Origin of the sequence: Lentibacillus songyuanensis (assembly GCF_039548255.1) — a bacterium.
In the GTDB taxonomy this organism is placed as follows: domain Bacteria; phylum Bacillota; class Bacilli; order Bacillales; family Amphibacillaceae; genus Lentibacillus_C; species Lentibacillus_C songyuanensis.
The window spans coordinates 78,054-102,191 of the sequence record NZ_JBCLVH010000002.1 but is presented as its reverse complement, the minus strand read 5'-3'; the positions used below and the strand labels follow the sequence as shown (position 1 = coordinate 102,191).

General features: G+C 41.8%; 23 protein-coding genes. 22 read left to right on the top strand and 1 reads right to left on the bottom strand.

The window, feature by feature from the left end; genetic code table 11:
* Positions 1-240: 240 nt before the first annotated feature.
* From coaBC to spoVM, 10 genes are all read left to right on the top strand, one after another.
* Complete coding sequence (gene coaBC / locus WMZ97_RS02505; RefSeq protein WP_343270480.1) at positions 241-1,449, top strand: bifunctional phosphopantothenoylcysteine decarboxylase/phosphopantothenate--cysteine ligase CoaBC; 1,209 nt, start codon at positions 241-243, stop codon at positions 1,447-1,449.
* Positions 1,446-3,854: a primosomal protein N' gene (priA, locus tag WMZ97_RS02500; protein ID WP_343270479.1), complete on the top strand. Its 2,409-nt coding sequence runs from the start codon at positions 1,446-1,448 to the stop codon at positions 3,852-3,854. Before coaBC ends, priA begins: the two co-directional genes overlap by 4 nt.
* Before the next feature lie 16 nt (positions 3,855-3,870).
* Positions 3,871-4,821: a methionyl-tRNA formyltransferase gene (gene fmt / locus WMZ97_RS02495; protein WP_343270478.1), complete on the top strand. Its 951-nt coding sequence runs from the start codon at positions 3,871-3,873 to the stop codon at positions 4,819-4,821.
* The gene (gene rsmB, locus WMZ97_RS02490; protein WP_343270477.1) at positions 4,814-6,154 is read left to right on the top strand and encodes a 16S rRNA (cytosine(967)-C(5))-methyltransferase RsmB; all 1,341 of its coding nucleotides are present in this window, start codon (positions 4,814-4,816) and stop codon (positions 6,152-6,154) included. The genes fmt and rsmB overlap by 8 nt, the downstream gene beginning before the upstream one ends.
* Positions 6,155-6,237: 83 nt before the next feature.
* Positions 6,238-6,999: a Stp1/IreP family PP2C-type Ser/Thr phosphatase gene (locus tag WMZ97_RS02485; protein WP_343270476.1), complete on the top strand. Its 762-nt coding sequence runs from the start codon at positions 6,238-6,240 to the stop codon at positions 6,997-6,999.
* Positions 6,996-9,029 (top strand): Stk1 family PASTA domain-containing Ser/Thr kinase, encoded by a 2,034-nt coding sequence (gene pknB, locus WMZ97_RS02480; RefSeq protein ID WP_343270475.1) that lies wholly within the window; start codon positions 6,996-6,998, stop codon positions 9,027-9,029. Before WMZ97_RS02485 ends, pknB begins: the two co-directional genes overlap by 4 nt.
* Entirely contained in the window at positions 9,030-9,911 is an 882-nt protein-coding gene (gene rsgA, locus WMZ97_RS02475; protein WP_343270474.1) for a ribosome small subunit-dependent GTPase A, read from the top strand.
* A 4-nt stretch (positions 9,912-9,915) separates the two neighbouring features.
* Positions 9,916-10,578, top strand: coding sequence for a ribulose-phosphate 3-epimerase (gene rpe / locus WMZ97_RS02470; RefSeq protein WP_343270473.1), 663 nt, complete (start codon positions 9,916-9,918; stop codon positions 10,576-10,578).
* A gap of 6 nt (positions 10,579-10,584) precedes the next feature.
* Complete coding sequence (locus tag WMZ97_RS02465) at positions 10,585-11,256, top strand: thiamine diphosphokinase (RefSeq protein ID WP_343270472.1); 672 nt, start codon at positions 10,585-10,587, stop codon at positions 11,254-11,256.
* A gap of 3 nt (positions 11,257-11,259) precedes the next feature.
* Positions 11,260-11,370: a stage V sporulation protein SpoVM gene (gene spoVM, locus WMZ97_RS02460; RefSeq protein ID WP_343270471.1), complete on the top strand. Its 111-nt coding sequence runs from the start codon at positions 11,260-11,262 to the stop codon at positions 11,368-11,370.
* Between the two features lie 249 nt (positions 11,371-11,619).
* On the opposite strand, the gene rpmB is transcribed toward spoVM, so the two are convergent.
* Entirely contained in the window at positions 11,620-11,808 is a 189-nt protein-coding gene (rpmB, locus tag WMZ97_RS02455; protein WP_343270470.1) for a 50S ribosomal protein L28, read from the bottom strand.
* 323 nt (positions 11,809-12,131) lie between these two features.
* On the opposite strand from rpmB, the gene WMZ97_RS02450 reads away from it, so the two are divergent.
* The 12 genes from WMZ97_RS02450 (at position 12,132) to WMZ97_RS02395 (ending at position 24,097) form a co-directional block, all read left to right on the top strand.
* Positions 12,132-12,494 carry an Asp23/Gls24 family envelope stress response protein gene (locus tag WMZ97_RS02450; RefSeq protein ID WP_343270469.1) on the top strand — a complete coding sequence of 121 codons (363 nt, stop codon included), beginning with the start codon at positions 12,132-12,134 and terminating at the stop codon, positions 12,492-12,494.
* A gap of 153 nt (positions 12,495-12,647) precedes the next feature.
* Positions 12,648-14,309 (top strand): DAK2 domain-containing protein, encoded by a 1,662-nt coding sequence (locus tag WMZ97_RS02445; RefSeq protein WP_343270788.1) that lies wholly within the window; start codon positions 12,648-12,650, stop codon positions 14,307-14,309.
* A gap of 597 nt (positions 14,310-14,906) precedes the next feature.
* Complete coding sequence (gene sdaAB, locus WMZ97_RS02440) at positions 14,907-15,569, top strand: L-serine ammonia-lyase, iron-sulfur-dependent subunit beta (RefSeq protein ID WP_343270468.1); 663 nt, start codon at positions 14,907-14,909, stop codon at positions 15,567-15,569.
* A 26-nt stretch (positions 15,570-15,595) separates the two neighbouring features.
* On the top strand, positions 15,596-16,480 hold the full coding sequence (gene sdaAA / locus WMZ97_RS02435; RefSeq protein ID WP_343270467.1) for an L-serine ammonia-lyase, iron-sulfur-dependent, subunit alpha: 885 nt from the start codon (positions 15,596-15,598) through the stop codon (positions 16,478-16,480).
* A gap of 5 nt (positions 16,481-16,485) precedes the next feature.
* Positions 16,486-18,516, top strand: coding sequence for an ATP-dependent DNA helicase RecG (recG, locus tag WMZ97_RS02430; RefSeq protein ID WP_343270466.1), 2,031 nt, complete (start codon positions 16,486-16,488; stop codon positions 18,514-18,516).
* Between the two features lie 207 nt (positions 18,517-18,723).
* A complete protein-coding gene (gene fapR / locus WMZ97_RS02425; RefSeq protein ID WP_343270465.1) occupies positions 18,724-19,284 on the top strand; it encodes a transcription factor FapR in 561 nt (186 codons plus the stop codon).
* A gap of 107 nt (positions 19,285-19,391) precedes the next feature.
* Positions 19,392-20,396 carry a phosphate acyltransferase PlsX gene (gene plsX, locus WMZ97_RS02420; protein WP_343270464.1) on the top strand — a complete coding sequence of 335 codons (1,005 nt, stop codon included), beginning with the start codon at positions 19,392-19,394 and terminating at the stop codon, positions 20,394-20,396.
* Positions 20,397-21,338 (top strand): ACP S-malonyltransferase, encoded by a 942-nt coding sequence (gene fabD / locus WMZ97_RS02415; protein ID WP_343270463.1) that lies wholly within the window; start codon positions 20,397-20,399, stop codon positions 21,336-21,338. It begins immediately after the preceding gene.
* Positions 21,338-22,081 carry a 3-oxoacyl-[acyl-carrier-protein] reductase gene (gene fabG, locus WMZ97_RS02410; protein WP_343270462.1) on the top strand — a complete coding sequence of 248 codons (744 nt, stop codon included), beginning with the start codon at positions 21,338-21,340 and terminating at the stop codon, positions 22,079-22,081. The genes fabD and fabG overlap by 1 nt, the downstream gene beginning before the upstream one ends.
* Positions 22,082-22,311: 230 nt before the next feature.
* Positions 22,312-22,548, top strand: coding sequence for an acyl carrier protein (gene acpP / locus WMZ97_RS02405; RefSeq protein ID WP_343270461.1), 237 nt, complete (start codon positions 22,312-22,314; stop codon positions 22,546-22,548).
* 95 nt (positions 22,549-22,643) lie between these two features.
* Entirely contained in the window at positions 22,644-23,327 is a 684-nt protein-coding gene (gene rnc / locus WMZ97_RS02400) for a ribonuclease III (RefSeq protein WP_343270787.1), read from the top strand.
* 104 nt (positions 23,328-23,431) lie between these two features.
* Positions 23,432-24,097 (top strand): MgtC/SapB family protein, encoded by a 666-nt coding sequence (locus tag WMZ97_RS02395; RefSeq protein ID WP_343270460.1) that lies wholly within the window; start codon positions 23,432-23,434, stop codon positions 24,095-24,097.
* Positions 24,098-24,138: the final 41 nt, after the last annotated feature.

The following is a 24,138-nucleotide window of genomic DNA, read 5'->3' as shown; positions in this document are numbered from 1 at the left end:
ACTTATCTCTTGGTTTCATCGCAAGGAGCGGGAGTCTTATTGCCCGTTAAGATGGGATAAAAATCAAATTGTAAGTTTTCCGTTTACTAAAATGGTTTACTTTGTATTTGATGGATGACGAATATAAAATGCCCTCGCTTTTCTTTTTTGCGGGGGTATTGTTTGTTTTATGAACTATTAATTCTGTATGATAATGGTACATTTAAGATGCAGAATGAAACCTGAAAGGGGCCTTTATAGATGATACAGAATAAGAATGTTCTTTTAGCAGTTTCCGGGGGAATTGCTGCCTATAAGGCGTGTACGTTAACAAGTAAACTAACGCAAGAAGGGGCCAACGTAAAAGTAATGATGACGGAACATGCGACCCGATTTGTGTCCCCATTAACATTTCAAGCATTGTCAAGAAACCCCGTATATACCGATACATTTGATGAAAAAGATGTCACAAAAATTGCGCACATTGATGTTGCTGATTGGGCAGACATTGTCATTATTGCACCTGCTACAGCAAACATTATTGCGAAGCTTGCACAGGGTATTGCGGATGAAATGGTATCCACCACATTACTGGCAACTCAAGCACCTGTATATATTGCTCCGGCCATGAATGTGCATATGTATGCCCATCCAGCGGTCATTCAAAATATGCAGCAGCTTGAAGCATGGGGTTACCACTTTATTGAACCGGGGGCAGGCTATTTAGCTTGTGGTTATGTTGGAAAGGGTCGGCTGGAGGAACCAGAGAGTATTATCGAAGTTGTTGCCAACCACCAAATTAAAAACGGTATACTGCAAGATAAAAAAGTATTAATTTCTGCCGGACCAACGAGGGAGCAAATTGATCCGGTACGTTATTTCACGAATTATTCATCTGGAAAGATGGGATTTGCGGTAGCTGAAGCGGCAGCGGAACAAGGCGCAGTGGTTACCCTTGTAGCAGGACCAACACAAGAGATTACCACACACCCAGCCATTCAACGGGTCGACGTTACCTCGGCTGAAGAGATGTTTCAAGCAATGCATCGGTTTTTTCCGGAAAGTGATATTGTTATCAAGGCCGCTGCCGTAGCCGACTACCGTCCCAAACAAGTTTATGATAAGAAAATGAAGAAGCAGGATGGAATCTGGCAGATTGAGATGGAACGGACAAAGGATATCTTGCAATCATTAGGTGAAGAAAAAACAGGGCAATTTATAGTTGGATTTGCAGCGGAAACAACCAATGCTCTCGACTATGGGATGAATAAATTACGAAAAAAGCATTTGGATGCCATTGTGATTAATGATTTATCGGCAGAGGGTGCTGGTTTTTCCGGTGACACAAATATTGCAACCTATGTCAATAAACGGATGCAAAAAAAAGAGATGGCGCTGTCCTCGAAACGGGATATGGCCGACAAAATCTTGGGGTTCATTACTCGCGATATGAAGGATGATCCACGGTGAAGATAGCGAAAGTAATTGTTGATGTTCCAGCAGGGTCGATCAACCAAACCTTTGATTATCTCATTCCGGACCGGTTTATGGATATCCTAAAAAATGGCATGCGAGTCGTTGTTCCCTTTGGTCCCAGGAAAATCATGGGGTATGTTGTTGGTCGCGCTGAAGAATCATCGTTTAAAGGACTTAAAGAAATTATTGACATTCTTGATTTAACCCCAGTCTTGACTTCAGAGTTGCTTGAATTGGGCAAATGGCTTGCCGATGAAACGTTGAGTCTTTATATTACAACCTATCAGGCAATGCTGCCACAAGTATTGAAATCGCAGTATAAAAAGGATCTTGTTCGTTTAACCGATGCAGTATTACAACCGGATTTAGAGGCAATCTTTGCTGGACGAGATGTGATCGGGTATGAAGAATTGACGAATCGTAATATTCGCTATGCCCATGTCCAAAATGCGATCCAGGACGGGGATATCATGGTTAATTATTTGGTCAAATCCAAAATAACCAAAAAATATGTGACGATGATTAGCCCTGCAAAGGAAACATATTTGCTGGAGGAAGCCATCCATGACCTGCCTAAAAATGCTGCTAAACAGCGGGAGTTATTGCGGTTTTTTGTGGAGTATCCAGAGCAGGTGGAACAAACAAAACTAGTAAAACGGTTGAATACTACTCCTCAAACTGTAACAAAATTGATGGAGAAAAGGTTATTAACCTCAAAAAAGATGGAGGTTTTTCGTAATCCGTATGATGACGAGCACATTGTCCATACAAGTGCACTTACACTGACCGGTGAGCAGCAACAAGCCATAGAACCGATCAAACTTGCAATTGCCGAAAATAAGCATGATGTTTTCTTGCTGCATGGTGTCACTGGCAGCGGAAAGACTGAAATCTATTTACAGTCGATTCAGGATGTGATTGAAAAGGGGAAGGAAGCCATTGTTCTCGTACCGGAAATTTCCTTGACTCCACAAATGGTTCATCGGTTTAAAGGACGGTTTGGGCGGCATGTCGCCGTTATGCATAGTGGGTTGTCAAGCGGTGAGAAGTATGATGAATGGCGTAAGATTCAACAAAAAGAAGTTCAGGTTGTTGTTGGTGCTCGATCAGCAATATTCGCCCCATTTGAGAATATTGGGATTATCATTATTGACGAAGAACATGAAACAAGTTACAAGCAGGAAGACCAGCCGCGTTATCATGCTAGAGATGTAGCTATTTATCGGGGCAACAATCATCATTGCCCGGTTATCTTGGGAAGTGCAACGCCAACACTGGAGTCCTATGCCCGGGCGCAAAAAGGGGTGTACAAGCTCGCCTCATTAACGAAACGGACGAATGATAAAGGGATGCCGGATGTACAGATCGTTGATATGCGAAATGAACTGCATGCAGGCAATCGGACAATGTTTTCTCGTGATTTGAAGGAGAAAATTGAACAAGCAATCACCAAGAAAGAACAAGTCGTGCTGCTGTTAAATCGCCGGGGTTATTCCACTTTTGTCATGTGCCGGGAATGTGGGCATGTAAAGGAATGTCCGCATTGCGATATTGCTCTGACCTATCATAAAAATAGTAATCAATTAAAATGCCACTATTGTTCGTATGAGGAAAAAATGCCCACGGTCTGTCCGGAATGCAATAGTGATTTGATTCGCTACTTTGGCACAGGTACACAACGGGTAGAAGAAGCGCTGACACAGCTGATTCCAGAAGCGAGGGTAATCAGAATGGATGTTGATACGACGAGAAGAAAAGGGGCGCATGAAAAACTATTAACCCAATTTGCCAATCAACAAGCAGATATTTTATTAGGAACGCAAATGATTGCCAAAGGACTTGATTTTGAAAATGTCACATTGGTTGGGGTGTTAACCGCGGATTCCATGTTGCATTTGCCTGATTTCAGGGCATCGGAAAAAACGTTCCAATTGTTAACACAGGTAAGTGGCAGGGCGGGAAGACATGAATTGCCCGGTGAAGTAGTCGTACAGACATATACACCAGACCATTATAGCATTGAGCTTGCCAGCGCGTATGATTATCTGCAATTTTATCAGACGGAAATGAACACACGTCGAACATTTCAATACCCGCCATATGTTTTTCTAGCATTATTGACAGTGTCTCACCAGAACCGAGTGAAGGCGGTGCAAACAACGCAAAAAATCGTGCAGCTGTTCATGCAGCATGTAAATAACAAAACGATTATTCTGGGTCCAACCCCGTCTCCGGTTGCCCGGGTGAAAGATAGATATCGTTACCAATGCATGGTAAAATACAAGCATGAACCCCAGTTACGGAATTTGATTCGAAAAATTATTCGACAATTTGATGACGAGATCAAAAAAGATGATTTGCTGATAACTGTTGACATGCAACCATATCAACTGATGTAGGAAGTAGGGATGTGTAATGAAACGTATTGTATTTATGGGAACACCAGACTTTTCGGTGCCAGTTTTGGATTCGTTGGTTGAAGCCGGTTATGAAATTGTTTTAGTTGTAACCCAACCGGACCGGCCTAAGGGAAGAAAAAAAATTCTTACTGCCTCCCCGGTGAAAGAAGCGGCACAAAAGTTTGCGATTCCTGTTTTTCAGCCGGAGAAATTAAAACAGGATTTTCAGCCGATTATTGATTGTCAACCGGATCTGATTGTAACAGCTGCTTATGGACAAATCCTGCCAGCAGATTTACTGCAAGTACCGGAATTTGGCTGTATTAATGTTCATGCTTCCTTGTTGCCGGAATTACGTGGTGGTGCCCCGATCCATTACGCTATTTTACAAGGAAAGAAGGAAACCGGGGTAACGATCATGTATATGGTTGAAAAACTGGATGCCGGTGATATCTTAACCCAGACAACGGTGCCTATTGCCGACGATGATAACGTTGGTATTTTACACGATAAATTATCACATGCTGGTGCCGATTTGTTGCTGGAAACGTTGCCTAAATTGGCAAACCGGACTATTACACCACAACCGCAAAATGAATCCTTGGTAACGTTTGCTGCCAATATTAAACGCGAACAAGAAAAAATTGACTGGACCGAACCAAATGATGTGGTGTATAACCAAATCAGAGGTTTAAATCCTTGGCCAGTAGCTTTTACGAGCTATTTTAATCAACAGATGAAAATTTGGTGGGGAGAACCGGATAACCAAGTGTATCAGGGAGATCCTGGTGAAATCGTTCGGGTTGGCAAAGAAGCATTTACGGTTGTTTGCGGCAATGGACAGGCCATTCAAGTGACAGAAATTCAACCAGCTGGGAAGAAACGTATGACGGTAGACGAATACTTGCGTGGTGCTGCAAACCGTATCCAGTCTGGTGTGATACTTGGGGATAAGGCGCATGAGTAAATTAAGAGAGACGATCCTCGACAGTTTATTGCGGATGGAAAAAGATGGGGCATATAGTCATTTGGTCATTGATCATGCGCTTAAAGCAGGGACTATTCAGCCGAAAGATGAGGGGCTTTTGACAGAGATTGTGTATGGAACCTTCCAGCGTAAACTAACACTGGATTTTTATCTGGATTCATTCGTTCCATCCAGGAAAAAAATCGCTCCGTGGGTTTGGATGTTATTACGGATGTCCGTTTATCAAATGGTTTATTTAACAAAGGTCCCTGATCATGCTATTATTCATGAAGCAGTAGATATAGCTAAACGACGCGGTCACAAGGGTATTGCTTCACTGGTAAATGGTGTCCTTCGCAATATTCAGCGCAAAGGCGTTCCAGATACAGCATCACTAAGTGATACAGTAGAACGAATTGCCATCGAAACCAGTCATCCCGAATGGCTTGTAGAACGTTGGATCGCCATGTATGGTGAACAGTTGACGAAACAAATGTGTGAAGCAAATATTACGCGTAAACCAATATCCGTTCGTGTGCAGCCCCTTAAGCTATCACGTAATAAGGCAATGCAGTTATTACAGGAGCAGGGATTACAGACAAGGCCTTCAGCATTTTCGGATCAGGGAATTATTATCGACAGCGGCAATATTTTAAAAACAGATCTGTTTAAGGATGGATTCGTGACCATCCAGGATCAAAGTTCCATGCTAGTTGGTGAAATGCTTGATGTAAAACCTGGTATGGATGCACTTGATGCTTGTAGTGCACCTGGAGGGAAGGCGACACATATTGCTGAAAAAATGAAAAACCAAGGACGATTGTATGCATATGATCTTCATGCTAAGAAAGCAAAAGCTGTTCAACAAAAAGCAGTAGAATTGGATTTATCGATTATTACAGCTGACCAGGCAGATGCCAGACGTTTGGGGGACCGTCATGCCTCAGAAAGCTTTGACCGTATTTTAGTAGATGCTCCTTGTTCTGGACTTGGTGTCATTCGTGGGAAACCGGAGATAAAATATAATAAAAAAGCAGCTGATATTGACAAACTAGCGGAAATACAGCGAAATATTTTACAGTCAATCGTACCACTTCTGCAAAAAGATGGCCAAATGGTGTATAGCACATGTACAGTAGATCGAACAGAGAATGAAGCAGTTGTGCAATCCTTTCTGCAAGACAACCCGGATGTTGTAATTGATGATGCCTTTTTTGCCGAATTGCCAGAGGTTTTGCGGGATTCACCAGGGATAAGTCAGTCGGGATTACAAATTTTTCCGCAAACATTCCAAACAGACGGCTTTTTTCTTACGAGATTTCGAAAAAAGTGATGGAAAATATTCTATTATTGGTTATTTCATGTCATAATATAGGTAATAAATGGTGATAGCATCTGGTTTTTAAGGGGTGAGTGATGTTGAAAGGACAATTTTTGACCGACCGGGGGAAAGTTAGAGATCATAATGAAGATTCAGGCGGCATTTTTTTTAATGCTGATCAGCAGTTTCTAGCTGTTATCGCAGACGGTATGGGCGGTCATAAAGCAGGAGACGTTGCAAGTCAAATGACGATTAATAATATACAAACAAATTGGGAAGAAGTAAGCGGGCTCACAACACCTGAAGAAATGGAAAACTGGCTATTTGAAACGATTCGATCGGTGAATAAAAGCCTTTTTGACCATGCGCAATCTCATGTTGAATGTCAAGGGATGGGTACGACTATTGTTATCACGATTTGTACGCCGGACTTTTTCACGGTGGGACATGTTGGTGACAGCCGGTGTTATATTGCAAATGAACATGGTTTTAGTCAGGTTACCGAGGATCATTCGCTTGTTAATGCCCTTGTGAAAGCGGGTCAAGTTTCCAAAGAGGATGCCCAGAATCACCCGCGAAAAAATGTGGTATTAAAGGCGGTAGGGACCGAACAGCAGGTAGAACCAGATGTTCAAAGCCTGGAATGGGAGCATGGGGATCGACTATTACTATGTTCTGATGGATTAACGGACAAATTAACGGATGAACAGTTATCCAGCTTTGTGGATGGCAATGTTGAAATGGGGCAGGCGGGCCAGCAAATGATTAACTTAGCTAATCAATTAGGAGGCGAAGACAATATTTCGCTTATTCTCATCCAACATGATGTTTCCCCAGAGGAAGGTGAAACATCATGATGAACGGACGCCTGTTAAATGAACGCTACCAGATTAAAGAAACAATTGGCGGTGGTGGGATGGCGAATGTTTATTTGGCCAGAGATATTATTCTGGATCGTGATGTCGCCATCAAAGTCCTGCGTTTAGAATATGCCAATGATGACGAGTTTATTGCCCGATTCCATCGAGAGGCTCAATCAGCAACAAGTCTTTCTCATCCAAATATCGTTAATATTTACGATGTAGGCGAAGAGGACCATATTTTATACATGGTGATGGAATATGTAGATGGCATGACATTAAAAGAATACATACAAAAATATGGCCCAATTGATGTTCAGACGTCATTGGATATTATGAAACAGATAAGTTCTGCTATTACGCATGCACATGAAAATGAAATTATTCATCGGGATATTAAACCGCAAAACATTCTGATCGATACATATGGTCAAGTAAAGGTGACCGATTTTGGGATTGCAGTTGCATTGAGTGCGACATCATTAACCCAAACCAATTCGATTCTTGGTTCCGTTCATTATTTATCTCCGGAACAGGCACGTGGCGGGTCAGCTACGAAGAAATCGGACATTTATTCACTTGGAATTGTGTTGTATGAGCTATTAACTGGTCGTTTGCCGTTTTCCGGTCAGTCTCCAGTTGCTATAGCTCTAAAGCATTTACAAAACGATACACCTTCTGTCCGGCGGTTTAATCAGGATATCCCGCAAAGTGTTGAGAATATTGTCCTTAAGGCAACTGCAAAAGACCCATTTCATCGGTATGAGACCGTATATGAAATGGAAGCAGCGCTTGACATAGCTTTGGATCCTGACAAGATAAATGAAGAAAGGTATGTACCACCAATTGAAGCCGGTGAAGAAACCAAAGCAATTCCAATTATTACCGATGATCAAATTGGGGACTCCGTCAATCAGGATACGATCGTTCATCAGACAGGTGGTAATACAAAACCTTATGTAGAAAAAGAAGCAGCGAATTCAGATAAGAAAAAGAAAAACAAGAAAAAAGAAAAAAAGGTTAAAAAAAGCAAAAAAAAGAAAAAGAAAAAGTGGCTTATCTTTCTTCTATTATTGCTCGTGGCTATTGCAGCAGCGGTCGTGATCCCGGTACTACTGCAACCAAAGGAAGTCGATGTACCGGATGTTGCCGATATGGATTATGATGATGCGGTCGCCGAATTGGATAAGTTGAATTTGAAGCACAAAAAAGAACTGATGTATGATGATGACGTAGATGAAGGCGTCGTTGTCAAAACGGATCCACACGCAGGTAAAACAGTGAAAGAGGATTCAACGGTCACGGTTTTTGTTAGTCAGGGCAAAGAAACAACTGCTTTTGATGATTATGTAGGCGAGGATTTTAGCCAAATTGAAGCCATGTTGGAGGAAGAAGGATTTGAGGTTATCGGGTATGGGAAATATTCGGATGAGCCTGAGGGGCAAATTGTGACCCAAATTCAGCCAACACCGGATACGGATGTGGTTCCTAGTGAGACACGCGTTATTTTTGAATACAGTAATGGGCCGGAATTAACCGCGTTAAACAATTTGAAGGGGATGACTAAAGAAGAAGCTGAGTCATACTTGAATGAGCAGAATTTTAAAATGAATGTCAAAGAAGAACATTCCGATTCTGTACCAAAAGGGGAAGTTATCAAACAAGATCCTGAACCCGGATCAAAATTAGGTGAAGGAGAGGCGGTTGATGTTTATGTATCAACCGGTCCAAAAGAAAAATCACCTGCATCAAAAACAATTAACTTTACCGTTTCCTATAATCCAAAAGAGCCAAAGGACGACCATCAGGATGACGATAAGCAAAAGTCGGAAGAACAAACAGTGAAAATATATATTGATGACATGAATCATTCCATCTCGGATGTCGCTGAACAGGAAGCTATTTCGAAGGATACAGATTTTACAATTACATTAACCATTGCTCCGGATGACAAAGCAGAGTATAAAGTGATGCGGGATGATGAGGTCGTAATTAATAAGACGGTTACGTATGAAGAGGGTGACTAAATGGCCAATGGTAGAATTATTAAAGCATTAAGCGGATTTTATTATGTTCAAACAGCAGACGGTATTTTTCAGTGCAGGGGCCGTGGTGTTTTTCGCAATAAAAAGATCACGCCGCTTGTAGGTGATTTTGTATCGTTTGATGAAAGTAATCCAGAGGAAGGCTATATCCAAGAAATCAAACCAAGAGAAAATGAATTGGTGCGTCCGCCTATTGCCAATATCGATCAAGCAATGATTGTTAGTTCTGCCACTATGCCTGATTTGAACCCGCTATTATTAGACCGATTCCTCGTATTAATCGAGTCTAAAAGAATTCAGCCGGTACTGTTTTTTACGAAAATGGATGCCATCGATGATGAAAAAAGACGGGAAATAACTAGGTTTCAAAAAGATTATCAGCAAATCGGATACATTGTTGAATTGTTATCAGCCAAGGATCCAGATGAATTGGAGCGATTGCAAGGATACTTCGCCAATCGGGTAACGGTGATTGCTGGACAATCAGGTGTAGGAAAATCATCGCTCCTCAATGCGTTGAATCCGTCGTTGTTATTGAAAACAGCAGATATTTCCAAGAGTTTGGGGAGGGGAAGACATACAACCAGACATGTTGAACTTTTGGAGGTTTACGACGGGTTAGTTGCTGATACACCAGGTTTTAGTTCCCTTGATTTTAATGATATTGACCTAGAAGAATTAGCTAATTGTTTTCCGGAATTTCGCGAACGAAAAGAGAATTGTAAATTCCGTGGCTGCATGCATTATAAAGAGCCAAAATGTGCTGTTAAACAAGCTGTTGAAAACGGTGAGATACCAGCATTTCGATATGAACATTACGTACAGTTTTATCAGGAAATTAATTCGAGAAAGCCGAGGTATTAAGACAATGACGAAATTAGCACCTTCCATTCTTTCAGCCGATTTTGCAAAGCTTGGAGAAGAAATTCATGATGTGGAATTAGCAGGGGCGGATTATATCCATGTAGATGTGATGGATGGCCATTTTGTTCCGAACATTACGATTGGTCCGCTGATTGTGGGGGCAATTAAACCGAAGACGTCACTGCCGTTGGACGTTCATTTAATGATTGAACAGCCGGATACATTCATTCCGGCATTTGCCAATGCAGGGGCTTCGATTATTTCGGTTCATCAGGAGGCGTGTGTGCATCTCCACCGAACGATACAATTAATTAAAAATCAAGGCGTAAAAGCCGGAGTTGTTCTTAACCCGGCAACCCCAGCCGAAATGATTAAGAGCGTTCTTCCAGACATAGATTTAGTTTTATTAATGACCGTAAATCCTGGTTTTGGTGGGCAAGCGTTTATTGACGCTGTTGTAGAAAAAATCAACCAGGTGGCATTATGGAAGAAGGAACTTGGGTTGAATTTTGAAATTGAGGTAGATGGCGGTGTGAATGCAGAAACTGCCAAGCGCTGTACCGATGCCGGGGCAAATGTATTAGTTGCAGGCAGCGCAATTTTTAACAAAGCGGATCGGAAACAGGCTGTGGAAGACCTTCGTAATGCAACAAACGAATGGGTGTAATGTGCAATGACAACGGTAGCAATAGTTGGGAACGGCCCAGCAATATTAACCCCCGATCTTACCATATTTAAGGATATCGATATTTGGATTGGAGCAGACCGGGGTGCCTTTTTGCTAATAGAGAATCAGTATACCCCTGATATTGCAATTGGTGATTTTGATTCGCTTAATAAAGATGAATGTGCACAGGTAAAGCAGTATTCACGCACATTTATCCCATATCCAATTGAAAAAGATTGGACAGATTTGGAACTTGCTTTGGGTAAAGCATATGAATATGCACCTGAGAAGATCTATTTATTTAATGTAACGGGTGGGAGATTGGATCATTCCTTGATTAACATCCAAACACTATACTCTATTATGGAACGAAAAATACAAGGGTTTATTGTGGAGAATAATAACTTGCTGACCATGGTAAAGCCTGGTAAACATGCCGTTGTAAAGGATGACACCTATCCGTTTCTGTCGTTTGTTCCCTTTACTAAAGACGTGAAGGGACTGACATTACAAGGGTTTGAATATCCACTTGCTGATCAAACAATTACCTGGGGGTCTACTCGCTGTATATCAAACAAGCTTCTTTTAAAAAATGGTACTTTTTCGTTTAAAGAAGGCATACTATTACTAATAAAGAGTCGTGACGCCACGAAAGAAACGATTCCAAAGAATAGTTAGGCTTTGTTTGTTATTAGAGGAGGGGACTCATTGAAATTTTATACGATTAAACTCCCAAGATTTATTGGCGGATTAGTTCGAGTTTGTATTGGTGTATTTAAGAAAGAAAAATGAGAAAGGGATTAGCTTTTGTCAATTGTTTGGCAGGAGCTACTTTTTTTGTTTTTACAAAGGAAAGAATAAAGTGGGATGGACTGCGCTCTGATACGTCGGTTAAGAAGGAGCAGTTTCATCGATCGCTGGAACTGAACGAGGCTAACTTTGGCACGGGCAGAAAAGCGTCATGATTTTTATACCTTCTTATCTATGAAAAAGGCATCCGTACGGCGGATGCCTTTTTACACTAATGTCTGAAGCTGTATATTAAACGCGTTCCACTTTACCTGATTTAAGGGCACGTGCAGATACATAAACACGTTTTGGTTTGCCGTCTACCATAATACGAACTTTTTGTACATTAGCTTTCCAATTACGTTTGTTGGAATTCATTGCGTGTGAACGCTGGTTTCCACTACGCGTTTGACGTCCGGTAACAACACACTTTCTTGACATGTAAATCCCTCCTTACTGTTTACATGTGTCATCTAAAACAATCTTTTCATACTAACTTAATTTATCACAAGTAATTTCATAATGCAATTTATTTTTTTTACGACTGTACAGGTACATGCGTGAATGTTGACTAGTGACCCGGTGCTTTTGGCCGGTCTGTTTTAATAGCGGTTAATCTTCTTGTATCAAGCTAAAAATCTTGACAGATGATTTAATTTCATTCATTGTTAGAAGGGTGTAAATTGAGACAAGAGGTTCACTTTCAAAAGTCAGTGGATTGTAGTAAACTATCCATAAGATATAAGCCTGTTAGGAGGATTATTATGTCCATAGAGCTTAATACAAATGATGGTCATGTTACAATTACCAATGATGTTATTGCAACAATTGCCGGGGGTGCAGCAATTGAATGTTACGGGATTGTTGGCATGGCTTCGAAAAATCAAATCAAAGATGGTCTTACAGAAATGCTCCGAAAAGAGAATTTTTCAAGAGGGATTATCGTTAGGCAAGAAGAGGACCGGTTGCATATTGACATGTACATTATTGTAAGTTATGGCACAAAAATATCAGAAGTTGCACATAATGTTCAATCACAAGTAAAGTATACATTAAATCAAACATTAGGATTATCGATCGACTCTGTTAATATTTATATCCAGGGAGTTCGTGTCGCCAAAGATTAACCTTTTCAGGTATGTTTAAACTGCCAATTGATTATACCACCATCGAACATGCAGGTGGTTGAACGTTTGAACTTGTTATTATTCCATTTATATATACAGCGGCAGGATGAAAAAGGGTTAATGTTTGGGCTTAGTGAAGGAGGAAGTACAGGTATGGTACGAGCGTTAGATGGCAAGACATTTGCACAAATGGTACTCTCTGGAGCACACCATTTAACGAATAACGCCAAAAAAATTGATGCATTAAATGTGTTCCCGGTTCCTGATGGAGACACCGGAACCAATATGAATTTATCGATGACATCTGGAGCAGGCGAAGTAAAAAAAGTAAGTACGGATGCTATCTCGGAAGTGGCCAATGCTTTTGCCAAGGGCCTCCTAATGGGTGCGCGTGGAAATTCAGGGGTTATTTTATCACAACTGTTTCGCGGCTTTGCCAAAAGTATGGAGAAAAAGCAGGAGTTATCAGCCGAAGAATTAGCGAATGCGTTCGAACAAGGGGTTCAGACCGCATATAAGGCAGTTATGAAACCTGTGGAGGGAACCATTTTAACGGTAGCCAAAGATGCTGCGGCAGTAGCTGTAACGGAAGCGAAACAGGAAAGCGATATTGCTGTTCTAATGGATAAGGTGCTCGCGGAGGCTAAAGCGTCGTTAAAACGTACTCCCAATCTATTGCCGGTGCTAAAAGAGGTTGGGGTGGTCGATTCAGGTGGCCAAGGGCTGGTTACCATTTATGAAGGATTTTTAGCATCCCTAAAAGGAGAAGAACTGCCGGAAGAAGAGGTTAGCGAATCTGAAATGGATGAAATGGTTAATGCGGAGCATCACAAGCTTGCACAGGAATTTATGGATACATCTGACATCGAATTCGGGTATTGCACCGAGTTTATGGTTAAGTTCGAGAACGACAAAACAGCCGCACATCCATTTGACGAAGAGGAATTTCGAAATGAATTAAGTGAACACGGGGATTCATTGCTCGTCGTCGCTGATGATGAAATTGCCAAGGTTCATGTTCATGTTGAGTATCCCGGGAATGTATTAACGATTGGTCAACGATATGGTAGCTTGATTAATATGAAGATTGAAAACATGCGTGAACAGCACACGGCAATTGTCGGAGATAAAAATAAAAAGACCCCTTCAGAAGAGAAGGCTGAGTTTGCGATTATTACCGTGGCAATGGGAAGTGGCGTTAAGGAATTATTTGAAAGTCTTGGAGCAACCGTCGTTATTGAAGGTGGACAAACCATGAACCCAAGCACTCAGGATATTACCGATGCAATCATCGAAGCGCATGCCAAAAACGTTTTGGTTTTACCGAACAATAAAAATATTGTCATGGCAGCTCAACAGGCAGCTGAACTTGCTGAAGTAAATGTCGAAGTGGTGCCAACAAAAACGATTCCACAGGGGATTGGTGCAATGTTAGCATTTCATCCTGGAGAAAACATAACGGCAAATAAAGAGACAATGGAACAGGCAAGCGGACAGGTGAAATCGGGACAGGTTACATATGCTGTCCGTGACACAAAAATTGACGGGATAACGATTGAAAATGGCAATTTTATGGGAATTGCTGATGGCAAAATTAAGGCAACTCATCAAGATAAGGCAGAAACTGTAAAAGCTTTGTTAGCGGAAATGATTACAGCGGACGATGAGATTTTGACTATTTTGCAAGGGGAAGATGTCAGTGATGCTGAAGTAGAAGCATTAGTAAACGATCTTGAAGCTGCTTATGAGGATATCGAAATCGAAGTGCATAATGGGAAACAACCAATTTACTCGTATATTTTGTCTGTTGAATAATTCATACAAAGGTGAAAAGTGGTTCAAGCAAATAAAATTTATAATTTCCTAAACAACAAAAGTGTTTAGTTAGGTAGAAATCCGAACAATGATTTAAATTTCCTCAATTGGAATTTGCATTAGTTCGGATTTTTCTTTTTGTAAGTGAGTAAACGTATAAAGTTTGAGCAATGAAGTATCTCGGATTGTTGATAATTCAGATAAACTGCGACATAGTGATAATTTCTTTGAGGGCACTTCCCCCGTTCTAATGGAAGATTGGTGCTTACATTCGCTCCGTCAGAATACTCCGCCCTCCCCTCACCCGGACGGCGGCATTAGCACTCCTCTTCCAATAGAACGAGTGTCATGTAATAAAATTGTCACTACGTCGCATTTTCCATCAACTACGTATTATTAATCCACTTGATAGAGTAATATTCTAAACCTCCGATCCTGTTAACGTTCGTATTTAGTGTAGAAAGTTTCCCTTATCTCTCAGCTTCTTTGTTGAAGATTACCCTTTTTTAACCACTTCGAGCACGTTTTCATTTACCAATGAATCTTACTGTTGTTTTTGCTATAATAGAGGAAGGCTAGATGAAATGAGGGAACGTAATGAAATATAATTCGGTATTCGATATTATTGGTCCAGTAATGATCGGGCCATCCAGTTCACATACAGCGGGAGCTGCCCGGATTGGGAAGGCTGCCCGCAATTTGTTTGGTGAGGAACCAACATGGGCGAAAGTTCACTTATATGAATCCTTTGCCAAAACGTATAAAGGTCATGGGACAGACTTTGCCTTGGTTGGCGGACTGCTTGGATTTGACACGGATGATCCTCGAATGAGCAAAGCACTGGAACTTGCGAACGAGAAAAATATAAAAATAGAATTCATTGAAGACGATGCTAAGGCTGAACATCCGAATACAGCAAGGCTAATTATTGGAAATGATACGGAAGAATTAGAATTAGTCGGTATCTCCATTGGTGGCGGGAAAGTAGAAATAACCGAGTTAAACGGATTTGAATTACGGTTGTCTGGTAATCATCCGGCTATTTTAATTATGCATAATGATCGATTTGGCGCGATTGCTTCGGTCACCAAAATCCTGGCAAAATACGAGATTAATATCGGTCATATGGAAGTCAATCGAAAAGACGTCGGAAAAGAAGCACTAATGGTCATTGAAGTAGACCAGAATGTTGAGGATCCTATTTTGCAGGAATTGGAGAATGCTGATCATATCAATCAAATCTCCAAGATAGTTTCTTAAATAGGATATTCGAAAGGAGTTTTTCTATGTTTCGAACAGTTGCTGAATTAGTAGCGCTTGCTAAGCAAGATAATATATTGATTTCTGAGGTCATGATCCGTCAAGAGATGGATGTGAAGAATTTATCCCGTGATCAAGTTTATCAACATATGGAAAACAATCTTCATGTGATGGAAAAGGCAATCGAACAGGCGCTGGAAGGTGTGGAATCGGTTACCGGTTTAACTGGCGGGGATGCCGTTTTAATTCAAAACTATATGCGTGAGAAAAAGCCGCTTTCAGGGAATTTGTTACTTGATGCAGTTAGTAAAGCAATGGGAACTAACGAGGTAAATGCAGCGATGGGAACCATTTGTGCAACGCCAACAGCAGGTAGTGCCGGCTGTGTTCCGGGAACCCTGTTTGCAGTAAAAAATCAATTACATCCAACACGGGAACAAATGGTTCGTTATTTATTTACAGCAGGGGCATTTGGTTTTGTGGTTGCAAATAATGCATTTATTTCCGGGGCTGCAGGCGGCTGTCAGGCGGAAGTTGGCTCAGCAGGAGCAATGGCTTCGGCTGCAATTGTGGAAATGGCTGGCGGTACACCCCAACAGTCTGCGGAGGCATTTGCTATGACATTAAAAAACATGCTCGGTCTGGTATGCGATCCTGTTGCTGGATTAGTAGAAGTCCCATGTGTCAAGCGAAATGCAGGAGGTGCTTCGCTTGCCATTGTCTCAGCAGATATGGCACTTGCAGGCGTCACCAGCCGTATTCCATGTGATGAAGTAATTGGAGCTATGTACCGGATCGGTAAAACAATGCCCTCCGCATTACGGGAAACTGGTGAAGGCGGGCTTGCCGCAACTCCGACAGGTCAGGCGATGAAAGAGAAGATTTTTGGCTTGGCTGCAGTGAAAGAGTGATTAACATGTTAGCAGATACAGTAGATACATTGAAAGGCATAGGAGATAAGTTTGCAGAAGATCTAGCTGTACTCGGTATTTATACGGTGGATGATTTGCTGTTTTATTTTCCCTATCGTTATGACGTGTTTGAAATAAAACCGCTTCAGGAGTTAATCCATGATGATAAGGTGACCATTGAGGGGACGGTGATTCACCCCCCTTCCCTCACTTTTTACGGGAAGCGCAAATCACGGCTCGTGTTCACAATGGAAGTTGAGAATGTGGCAATTAAAGTGGTGATGTTTAATCGTGCCTTTGCTAAAAAACAAATTCAGCCAAATGATGTGATGACATTGACTGGAAAATGGGATGCACACCGGCTGCAAATCACAGTCAGCAATTATAAGAAAGGTCCGGCAGCCAATCAGGCTTCCATTCAACCATTTTATTCATTAAAAGGGGATATGACGAATATAAAATTAAAAAAGGCAATCAAACAAGCCTTTGGAGATTACGAAGACCAGGTAGAAGAGATATTACCAGCGAATTACCTGGATGCTTATAAGCTGCCAAATCGGAGACACGCATTACGGACAATGCATTTTCCAGAAGATCGCGTCCAGTTAAAGCATGCGCGTCGTCGTTTTACATATGAAGAGTTTCTGTTGTTTCAATTAAAGATGCAACTATTACGCAAGGTAAAGCGGGAAGCAACAAACGGTAACGCTCAACAATATAATTCAGAAAAGCTCGCGGGATTCATGAATCAATTTCCATTTTCGTTCACGAATGCGCAGAAACGTTCGCTTGACCAAATCTTAACCGATATGCAATCTCCTTATCGAATGAACCGGCTGCTGCAAGGGGATGTTGGGTCAGGAAAAACGGCGGTAGCAGCAATTTGTTTGTATGGATCCATTACAGCAGGCAGACAAGGTGCGTTAATGGTGCCTACGGAAATATTAGCAGAACAGCATTATGCATCGCTTTGTGAGTTGTTTCAGGAGAAGGCACGGATTGTCCTGTTAACCGGTTCAGTGAAAGGAAAGAAGCGTAACGAAATTCTGGCAGCGATCGAGGCAGCGGAGGTAGATATTGTTGTAGGAACGCATGCCTTGATACAGGATGATGTATTTTTTGCTGATTTAGGATTAGTGATTGTTGACGAACAGCATCGGTTTGGTGTCGAGCAGCGGCGGACATTGCGTGACAAAGGGCTGCATCCGGATGTTTTATTTATGACTGCGACACCAATACCACGGACACTTGCCATTACTGCATTTGGGGATATGGATGTCTCTGTGATTGATGAAATGCCATCGGGAAGAAAAGAGATTGAGACCTACTGGGCGAAGGAAAACACATTGGACCACGTGCTGCAGTTTATTCAAAAGCGGGTTGCTCATGGTGAACAAGCCTATGTTATTTGTCCGTTAATTGAGGAATCCGATAAATTGGATATTCAAAATGCAGTTGATCTATATGATCAATTAGCGGCATTTTATCCGCCGTCGATTCAGGTTGGGTTGATGCATGGCCGGCTTCATCCGGATGAAAAGGATGCAGTCATGAAACAGTTTGCGGCAAACGAAATTCAAGTGTTGGTATCAACTACCGTTGTCGAAGTGGGTGTCAATGTTCCCAACGCCACCATCATGGTCATTTACGATGCTGAACGATTTGGTCTGTCTCAATTACACCAGCTCCGGGGACGCGTCGGTCGTGGTGGTAAACAGAGCTACTGCATTTTAATAGCAGAACCAAAAGGGGAAATCGGCAAAGAACGGATGCGCATTATGACGGAAACCAATAATGGTTTTGAATTGTCAGAGCAGGATTTACAGCTTCGTGGTCCAGGAGATTTCTTTGGTAAAAAACAAAGTGGTGTTCCAGAATTTAAAGTTGCTGATATGATCCATGATTATCGGGCGCTGGAAACAGCCAGAAATGATGCACAGGAAATCATTGAAGCGAATTTGCTAGAAAATGAGGCGTTTGCACGATTGAAAGCAACACTCATGGCCGACGATGTTTTCTCGGGTAAACTTGATTAGCAAGGAAAATCTTGGCGGTGCGTAAATTCTTGCAAAAAAAATTGTGCTATTATATATTACTATTAGTACCAAGTCCTAATTTTTCTCACTCTTAATGGGGAGTAAAATCCCTGCTGATTGAAGTGTCACTTTGCGAAAATATGGAATTTGGTACATAGATAGTCTTAGAAGATAAAAGTTTTTCAAAAGTAGTGGATGGTGTCCCAGATGAAACGTACGAAAGCAGAACGACAGCGGTTATTAAAAGAAACGATTGAACATACACCGTTTATCACCGATGAAGAATTGTCGCAAATATTTACTGTCAGTATTCAAACGATTCGCTTGGATCGCATGGAGCTTGCTATTCCGGAATTGCGGGAGCGGATCCGTTCTGTGGCAACAAATCAATGGAATGAAACGGTGAAAGCATTACCGTTGGATGAGATAATTGGTGAAGTAATTGATTTAGAACTGGATAAACGAGCTATTTCGATTTTAAATATCAAACCGGAACATGTTTTTTCCCGAAATAAAATTGCCCGTGGACATCATTTATTTGCCCAGGCTAATTCCCTTGCTGTTGCAGTAATCGATGACGATCTAGCATTAACTGCCAAATCCGAATTGAAATTTACCAGGCAGGTTGTCGAAGGGGAACGTGTGATTGCAAAAGCATCTGTAGAAGAAGTAAACGATAATGGCCTAACGACAGTACGTGTTAATAGTTTTGTTGACCATGAAATCGTGTTTACCGGGTTATTTCATATGTATCGGTCAAATGACTGACAAAGCATAAGGTGAAACTTCATTCAGTGGGGGTCTTACACCCGTTAAGGCGGCGGGAAACAACCGTTTAGCGTTTGTTAAACGGGTATAAAAGGGAGTAGGTCAACATGAGAATAGCAATTGATGCGATGGGGGGCGACCATGCACCAAAAGAGATGGTACTTGGTGCGATGGAGGCTGTCGCCAAAATCGATAGTTTAGAAATAACGTTAATCGGGGATCAGGAAAAAATCAGCCCATATTTAACGAATGACAAGTCGATTGACGTCATCCACACGACAGAAGTTATTACGGGAGAGGATGAACCAGTCCGGGCTGTGCGCCGTAAAAAAAACTCCTCGCTCGTTTTGATGGCCAAAGAAGTCAAGGAACAACGTGCGGATGCCTGTATTTCAGCGGGGAATACCGGTGCATTGATGAGTGCGGGATTGTTTGTTGTCGGTCGCATTCCAGGAATTGACCGGCCGGCATTAAGCCCGACGTTGCCAACCATTGATGGAAAAGGTTTTTTACTATTGGACGTAGGGGCAAATGTAGATGCCAAAGCCCATCATCTCGTACAATATGCCATTATGGGGTCGATTTATACGGAAAAGGTTCGCTCGATTCATCACCCGACAGTTGGACTTTTAAATGTTGGTACAGAAGATGGGAAAGGAAACGATCTTACCAAAAAAGCATTTGCCCAACTAAAAGAAGCGCCAGTAAATTTTATCGGCAATGTTGAAGCCAGAGATATTCTTGATAGTGCAGCCGATGTTGTGGTGACCGACGGCTTCAGCGGGAATATCGCGTTGAAGACAGTGGAAGGAACAGCGCTTTCCATGTTTTCCATGTTGAAACAGACGTTTATGTCATCCTTTAAAACAAAGCTTGCTGCTGGCATGGTAAAACAGGATTTAAAAGGGTTGCAAACCAAATTGGATTATTCAGAATATGGCGGTGCCGGCTTGTTTGGTTTAGCAGCTCCGGTTATCAAAGCTCATGGTTCATCTAATCAACGCGCAGTGTTTAATGCGATTAAACAGGCGTGCCATATGATTGATCATCGTGTAACAGATACCATTAAGCAAACAATTATTTCTGCAGGGATTAACAAAGGAGGAGAATAAGTGAAACGTGTAGCATTTATGTTTCCGGGACAAGGGTCACAGACTGTTGGAATGGGCAAAGAATTTTACGATCGCTATCCGGAAATACAATCATTATATGAAGATGCAGATAAGGCATTAGGGTTTTCGTTGACGGACATTATGTTTAACGGACCAGAGGAAACGTTAACGCTAACAGAACATGCCCAGCCAGCATTGTTACTGTCAAGTATAGCAACCCACACCTTGTTAATAAAAGAAGAAATTCAACCAATAATGACGGTAGGGCATAGTCTTGGTGAATATAGTGCCCTGGTTGCAGCAGGAGCTTTAGCGCTTGAGGAGGCTTTGCCATTAGTAAATGCGCGTGGCCGGCTGATGGAAGAAGCCTATCCCGCAGGCAAGGGAGCAATGGCTGCTGTATTAGGTATGAAGCAAGAAGAGATTGAGGCAGTTATACAAGGGTTCCCAGATGAGGAAGCGGTGGATATCGCTAACTTGAATTGTCCCGGTCAAATTGTAATTTCCGGCACAAAAGCAGGAATTGAGCAAGCGACGGCGAAATTAAAAGAGAATGGTGCAAAGCGTGTGCTGCCATTAAATGTTAGTGGACCATTTCATTCCCGGCTGATGAAGCCTGCCAATGAACAATTTGCCAAGAAACTGGATGAGGTTACCATTACAGAAGCAAGTATTCCCGTTTATGCCAATGTTACGGCAGCGCCAGTCACGGATAATGATGAAATGAAAGAACTTTTACTTAAACAGCTTTATTCTCCTGTTCGTTTTGAAGCGTCCATTCAGCATATGCTGGACGAAGGTATTGATGCATTTGTGGAAGTGGGAAATGGCAAGGTGTTAAGTGGGTTGGTAAGGAAAATCAGCCGGCGAACAAAAACATTTGCCATTCAGGATCAAGAAGCATTGGATGCGTTTATTTCCTGGTACAAGGAGGAATCCTGATGTTGTTAGAAGGAAAAAATGCTTTAGTTACAGGAGCATCACGCGGAATTGGTCGTGCGATTGCGTTAGAATTAGCTAAACAAGGTGCCAATGTCGTTGTGAATTATGCAGGTAATGAGGAGAAAGCTCAAGCAGTTGTCGAAGAAATAAAAGCATTAGGTGTTCAGGCATTTAAAGTTCAGGCTGATGTGGCCAATGAGACAGAAGTTAAGGAAATGGTAAAACAGGTGATCCATGAATTTGCAAGCCTTGATATTCTCGTTAATAACGCCGGAATTACACGTGATAACTTATTAATGCGTATGAAAGAAGCGGAATTTGATCAAGTTATTAACACCAATCTAAAAGGTGTATTTGTTTGCACCAAGGCTGTTACCAGACAAATGATGAAGCAGCGAAGTGGGAAAATCATTAATGTCGCGTCGATCGTTGGTGTAAGTGGAAATCCTGGACAAGCCAATTATGTCGCTGCTAAAGCAGGTGTTATTGGCTTAACGAAAACAGCTGCAAAAGAATTAGCATCGCGGAATATTATTGTTAATGCAGTTGCACCTGGGTTTATTTCAACTGATATGACGGATGCATTGACAGATGAACAGCGTAAAGGGATGCATGATCTCATTCCGCTTGGTAAACTGGGTGAGGCCGAAGATGTAGCGAAAGTCGTCCGTTTTCTGGCCTCAGATGATGCCAACTATGTCACTGGACAAACCATCCATGTTGATGGCGGAATGGTGATGTAGAGAGAAAAGCAGAGGCGACTGATAAGGAGCGTATACTGGACTGACCTGTTCAAGAGAAAGGAAAGCCGAAAGTAAACTGCTTTCGAGCTTGGGAGGGAAGTCCGCCAGCCTCTGAAGCCAGGGGTGACAGAGCAGAGGGCAAAATGAAATGAATGACTTTTCAATGTGTATGGCCTATGTTAAGCTGGGAAAGGCTCTGAACAAGTACCCTTGAAAGGAGGTGAACACGTGTGGCAGACGTATTTGATCGTGTGAAAGATATCATTGTTGAAAAACTTGATGTAGAAGAATCAAAAGTAACACTAGAGGCTTCTTTCAAAGATGATCTTGAAGCAGACTCATTGGACGTTGTTGAACTTGTCATGGAACTGGAAGATGAATTTGACACGGAAATTGCTGATGAAGAAGCTGAAAAAATTAATACAGTAGGTGATGCTGTTAACTACATAAACAGTACCCAATCATAATTATTGCCATTTATTTTTTATGAGGAGAGAGTCTCGCTTGATGCGGGACTTTCTATGTATTTTTAAAACCTAACTGATTTGAAGCAGGTGAGATGATGGATGTAGCAAAACTGGAAAAAACATTGGATATTACCTTTCACGATCATTCTTTAGTGCGGTTGGCTTTCACCCATTCATCCTATGTGAATGAGCATCGAGGCAAGGTATCCTCGGATAATGAACGATTGGAATATTTGGGTGACGCTGTTCTTGAACTGGCTGTATCCCAATACCTATATCGCAAAAATAAAACAATGCCAGAGGGCGAAATGACCAAGATGCGTGCAGCAATTGTTTGCGAGGCCTCCTTATACAACTTTGCACGCGAGATGCACTTTGGCGATTATCTATTGCTGGGTAAAGGTGAGGAGCAAACAGGTGGACGCGAACGCCCTGCATTGCTTGCTGATGCATTTGAAGCGTTTCTTGGTGCATTGTATTTAGATCAGGGGTTTGATGCGGTATTAACGTTTATGAATGCGTTTATTTTTCCGAAACTGAGTACTGGTGCTTTTTCGCATGCGATGGATTATAAAAGCCAGCTTCAAGAATTAGTTCAGCAATACCGTAATTCGTCAGTAGACTATAATATTGTAGAAGAAAAAGGCCCTTCACACGATAAGGAGTTCGTTTCCGAAGTAACGATTCGGGGAAAGGTATCCGGGCGCGGAATTGGACGAACCAAAAAAGAAGCAGAACAACGCGCGGCTAAACATGCGTTGGATACGTTTAACAAATAAATTGGAGACAGTGGTTGGGACAGGAAGTGATGGTTTTCTGTCCCTTTTTTCTATCGGTCTGGCAGAGTGCTAACTGGTACCTTTTTTCAGGAATGAGGTGAGGTATGTTGAATTATGAATTTTTAATTCGTATTGTTCTGGCTGGTTTGTTGGGCTCGGCTATTGGACTTGAGCGGGAAAAGCGGTTTAAGGAAGCTGGACTTCGGACCCATTTTCTTGTTGCAGTCGGCAGCGCAATCATTATGATTATTTCGAAATATGCGTTTAGTGATATCCTAACAGAAAGTGAAATTGTCCTGGACCCGAGTCGGATCGCTGCTCAAGTGGTGAGTGGGGTTGGCTTTCTTGGAGCTGGAATGATCCTTGTACAGCGTCAATCCATCCATGGACTGACTACAGCCGCCGGAATATGGGCAACATCGGCAATTGGTATGGCGATCGGCGGGGGAATGTATGAAATTGGCATTTTTGGTACCTTGCTCGTATTAATTGGCTTAGAATCGTTAAAACGAATATTTCAATTTGCCATTCCCGAAGCATCGAATTTAAGTATTGAATCAGAAACAAAAGAAAACGTGCAGATGATAACCGATAAATTAATTGAGCGGAACATAACCGTAATAGAATTTGATGTGAAGCCAAGGTACGCAGAAGATGAGAAGTGGTATACCATTCGGTTTAAAATAGAGCAGAAGAAAAAGATAGATAAAGGGGAATTAACAAAACTGCTTCAGGATATCAATGGCGTAATCGGAGTGAAATGGTCTTGATTGATTTTTGTATATCGCTTTTTTTAAACGGCCATATCGTT